This window comes from Desulforamulus profundi (assembly GCF_002607855.1).
The window spans coordinates 1-3,104 of record NZ_AWQQ01000141.1; the positions used below are offsets into that span (position 1 = coordinate 1).

Annotated in this window: 1 protein-coding gene, 4 tRNA genes and 1 pseudogene; 5 read left to right on the plus strand and 1 reads right to left on the minus strand. The window is 43.9% G+C overall.

The window, feature by feature from the left end:
- Positions 1–504 precede the first annotated feature (504 nt).
- From P378_RS17445 to P378_RS17460, 4 genes are all read left to right on the plus strand, one after another.
- A tRNA-His gene (locus P378_RS17445) sits at positions 505–580 on the plus strand.
- A gap of 20 nt (positions 581–600) precedes the next feature.
- Positions 601–675, plus strand: a tRNA-Gln gene (locus P378_RS17450).
- Between the two features lie 9 nt (positions 676–684).
- A tRNA-Lys gene (locus tag P378_RS17455) sits at positions 685–760 on the plus strand.
- A 27-nt stretch (positions 761–787) separates the two neighbouring features.
- Positions 788–873, plus strand: a tRNA-Leu gene (locus P378_RS17460).
- Positions 874–955: 82 nt separating this feature from the next.
- Here the strand turns inward: P378_RS17460 and P378_RS17465 are convergent.
- A complete protein-coding gene (locus P378_RS17465; RefSeq protein WP_099083954.1) occupies positions 956–1,522 on the minus strand; it encodes a hypothetical protein in 567 nt (188 codons plus the stop codon).
- Positions 1,523–2,311: 789 nt separating this feature from the next.
- On the opposite strand from P378_RS17465, the pseudogene tig reads away from it, so the two are divergent.
- Positions 2,312–3,104 (plus strand): annotated as a pseudogene (tig, locus tag P378_RS17475) (trigger factor); the annotation flags it as partial.

Consider the following 3,104-nt stretch of genomic DNA (forward strand, 5'->3'; position numbering starts at 1 on the left):
CTTCGGGTGAAAGAATGGTTACGGGACAATCGGCACCTGCCGGTCAAGGTATTAATGGATCAGTTATGTCGCAAATTGAAAGGATACTATCAATACTAGGCCATCACTGATAACCTGCGCTCTGTACAGAACTTTAGAGATAAAGTAATAAAATTTATCTTTAAATGGCTGAACCGGCGCAGTCAACGGAAAACAAAGCGTCTCCTAAAACCCGAGAGGCCCACATCTACTCGACTTGACTTGAATTTGAAAACGATGAATTCAAGTCAAGAACCGTCCCCACTTGAATTCACTTGAATTGGAAAATCCTTAAGGGTTATTTTTTCATCTTACCCGTTGACAATGAATATCAACCTGTATATAATCAATAATTGTTCACGGCAGTGTGGCTAAAGTGTCAGGAAAAAGCAGCATCAAATGACAAAGAATACCTTGTTGAAATAAGCTTGACAACATCTTAACATTTTGGTAACATAATTTGTGCGAGTCGACAAAGTTGTTGTGGTGGGTATAGCTCAGCTGGTTAGAGCGCAGATTGTGGCTCTGGAGGCCGTGGGTTCGAGTCCCATTATCCACCCCATATTATTCATATAAATATACTGGGGCGTCGCCAAGCGGTAAGGCACCGGTCTTTGGAATCGGCATTCGTTGGTTCGAATCCAGCCGCCCCAGCCATCTTTACGTGACCCATTAGCTCAGTCGGTAGAGCACCTGACTTTTAATCAGGGTGTCCCGCGTTCGAGTCGCGGATGGGTCACCATTTTCTATGTTTAAACAAAAAATACATGCGGATGTGGCGGAATTGGCAGACGCGCCAGACTTAGGATCTGGTGCCCGCAAGGCGTGGGGGTTCAAGTCCCTTCATCCGCACCAGCAAAAGAAAAAAGTCCAAGGATCATTCCTCGGACTTTTTCTTTTGTAAAGGATGGTGCTTCTCCATTGTAGCAGAGAGTTTTTATTTAAAATTTGGTAGAATTTGTGCTCCCGTAAAAGTAATCGGACCGATAACGTTAGCCTGGCTGCCTGCTAATGGCAGTTCGGCTGTTAAGAAATAACTAACCTTCTCAGGATGATGAAAATCATCACAGGGGTTAAGGGGAATCAGCGGCAAATCTACATGGGTAAAAGTGGTGGTCTCAAAATTTTCTTCCGCAGCATTGGCGCTTTGACGGCAGCTGAAAATTAATGGACCGGTAACAGGAGCATCTCTAAAGATTTTAAACAGAACATCGACCTTGTTTCCTACATTGGTAATGGCCTGCCAGCCAACCGTGGCAGTTAACCATACCCGGCTGCATACAACAAAAATGTTTAAAGCATCATCACCCGTTAGAGAAGCGATGGTAGTCGGGGTTGTAGTAAGAGGAATAGACGTTGCACCGCTGGTGTTACTTGGTTGGAGGGTTACAAATTCAAACTCCACAAGCAACCCGCGTCTTTTAAAAAATGAAGATGAAATAACGTCGGAGTTTTCTTCACTGGCGGTCTCCGGATTTTCTGTTTCTTTTAATTCGTCGGACATAGGGTCTAACCTCCCTTAACAATCTTACTCCATTATACGTAAGAGCCTATGGAAAGGTGACCCTCCTATGGTTAAACATTACTGCTTAACCTTAAATTATTTACCCTTATCATCTCCCGGGAGGCAAAATAAATTTAAGAGCCGGGGGAACAATCCTCCGGCTTCAGTCGGTATCTCGCAATTGATTGGCATAACAATCGGTACAAAGATGAACCTTTTTATAAACGCAGATGATGTGCCTGTGGCAGACCCACTGCCCGCATACGTTGCATTGTTCATAACACGACAGGCATACGTCGTCACCGCAAATGGGGCATTCCAATATCCGGCTTGCTGGATGATTACAAACAGAACAAGTATTTGACATGGTTTTAATCCTCCGTTACTTCTATATTAGCACAAATTTCTGCGTTTTTTCAATTATCTTTAATGTATACATGATTAAATTTGATAACCAAATGTTCTGTTGTCAAACCAAATGGAACGAACATTCTCTGAGCAAATGTTTTGCAAACCGTTAACATTATGGTATAATTGTAATGATATACAGTGGCCAGGGTTCTGCCCTGGTATTTTAATTATCGAGGCAGCTGGAAAAAATTGCCCTTTTTGGCTGGAAATGATTTGACTCCGGGCAGGAGTTGGACAACCTTCGTAGAACTAAATACAGTGTCATGCCCGTATTGGGTTACACTATAAGGACTAAGGTTGCAGGCTATGGGAGGGTGTATTTCAGTAAAATAAAAGCTTTATCAAACAAAACATGTATTTAAGGAGGAGCACTGTAAAATGAAGGCCACAGCAGAAAGGATAGAAAAAAACACCGTCCTTTTAGAAATTGAGGTAGAGACAGAAAAACTGGAACAGGCAATGAACAAAGCCTACCAGAGAGTCGTTAAGCAGGTGAACATTCCCGGTTTCCGTAAAGGGAAAGCGCCTAGGGCAATGGTTGAACGTTATGTAGGAAAAGAGACTCTGTTTGGGGAAGCCGCCGAAATGATCGTCCCCGAAGCTACATGCAAGCCATCAAGGAAACCGAAACGGAGCCCATCGACCAGCCTAAAATTGACATTGTGCAGGGTGAACCGGGTAAGCCTCTTATTTTTAAAGCCACCGTGGAGGTCAAACCGGAAGTGACCCTTGGCGAATATAAAGGTTTGGAAGTAAAGCGTCCTACCACAGAAGTCTCCGATGAAGATGTACAGAAAGAACTGGAGCGTCTGCAAAACCGCCATGCCAAACTGGTTACCGTAGAAGAAGGAGAAGTACAAAAGGACGATGTAACCATCATTGATTTTGCCGGTTATGTAGACGGCGAAGCATTTGAAGGCGGCACTGCCGAAAATTATTCTCTGACCATCGGTTCCGGTACCTTTATTCCCGGCTTTGAAGACCAGCTCATCGGAGTAAAAGTAGGCGAAGAAAAAGATGTCAACGTAACCTTCCCCGAGGAATACCATGCAGAAAACCTGGCCGGCAAACCTGCAACCTTTAAAGTAACCGTGAAAGAAATTAAACGTAAGGAACTGGCCCCGCTGGATGATGAACTTGCCAAGGATGTCAGCGAATTTGACACCCTGGA

What these genes read in the sequence shown, in the direction of transcription:
- P378_RS17465 (WP_099083954.1), bottom strand. Translation starts at nt 1,522, where the DNA reads ATGTCCGACGAATTAAAAGAAACAGAAAATCCGGAGACCGCCAGTGAA.